Here is a 968-nt window from a genome sequence, read left to right on the forward strand (position 1 = left end):
GTATCGGGTCAAGCGCAGCTTGTCAACAATCTGCGAGCAGATTGAAATGTGAAAATTGCGAAACGCAGCGAAAAAGGGGAGAGCAAGAATCGTCCCGTGGCCACAAATTTTCAATTCTTGAAAATTCTTGCCACTTTGGGACAGCTTCTTGTTGGGGCGTGCCTGCCCCAAACCCTGCTGGAACGAGTACGGCAAACTGGAATTTATAGTCCTCTCAAAACCAATTTGCTTTTTCTTCTCGAAATACGGGAATATCACTATCTCGATATGGATTGTAATTATGAAGATTGCAACCAAACTCTTTTAATGATTTTATTTTGTTATCCTGTGTCCATACAATTAAAGATATTCCGTCAAATTCTTCAACATTTCCATTATTCATTTTGCTTTTAAAATACCACTCCACGATTGTTTGATTGCCTTGATGAAAAAATTGCTTAATCTCCCAGACAAGAACACTTCCGCGTGTATTCCATTCGTCAAACCAGTGCTTTACCGTTTTGCGGTTTTCATATTTAGGACTCCAACTCTCAGTATATACAACATCATCTGTAAAAATATTGTCAATTCCTAAATCTGCTTTCTTAATCCACATATCAAACCATAATCGGATAATTTTTTCTCTCTCGTTCATAAAGTACCTCCATAACTTCCGATTTACTGGGCTAAGCCGAGTATACCACACTCCACCATGAAAGAACACCCCGATATAGTGAAATTTTGCCATTTTTCTGCGTACGTGCGTACACGATCCGCAGGGATTCTAAGGGGCTTGACCCCTTAGCACACGGACTTTGGGACAAAGTCTAGTGTGTTACACCTTGCCAGAGGTGTACACGCTCTCCCGGTACGCACGTACGCAGCGATTGCCCCCAATGCGTCATATAGGGTGACGACCAAGTTCGCACAAAGCGAACTTGATTCCGCAAAGCAAAAGGCAGGATACCACTATCATAGTGATACCCTGC

General features: G+C 42.1%; 1 protein-coding gene. It reads right to left on the reverse strand.

From position 1 onward, the window contains the following. Positions 1 to 214: 214 nt before the first annotated feature. The gene (locus AAAU26_RS01895) at positions 215 to 634 is read right to left on the reverse strand and encodes a nuclear transport factor 2 family protein (RefSeq protein ID WP_003864537.1); all 420 of its coding nucleotides are present in this window, start codon (positions 632 to 634) and stop codon (positions 215 to 217) included. Positions 635 to 968 lie beyond the last annotated feature (334 nt).

This window comes from Faecalibacterium longum (assembly GCF_040094125.1).
Classification (GTDB): Bacteria; Bacillota; Clostridia; order Oscillospirales; family Ruminococcaceae; genus Faecalibacterium; species Faecalibacterium longum.

Excerpts from the sequence above, each read along its gene's own strand:
- AAAU26_RS01895 (WP_003864537.1), bottom strand. The coding sequence starts at position 634 with ATGAACGAGAGAGAAAAAATTATCCGATTATGGTTTGATATGTGGATT.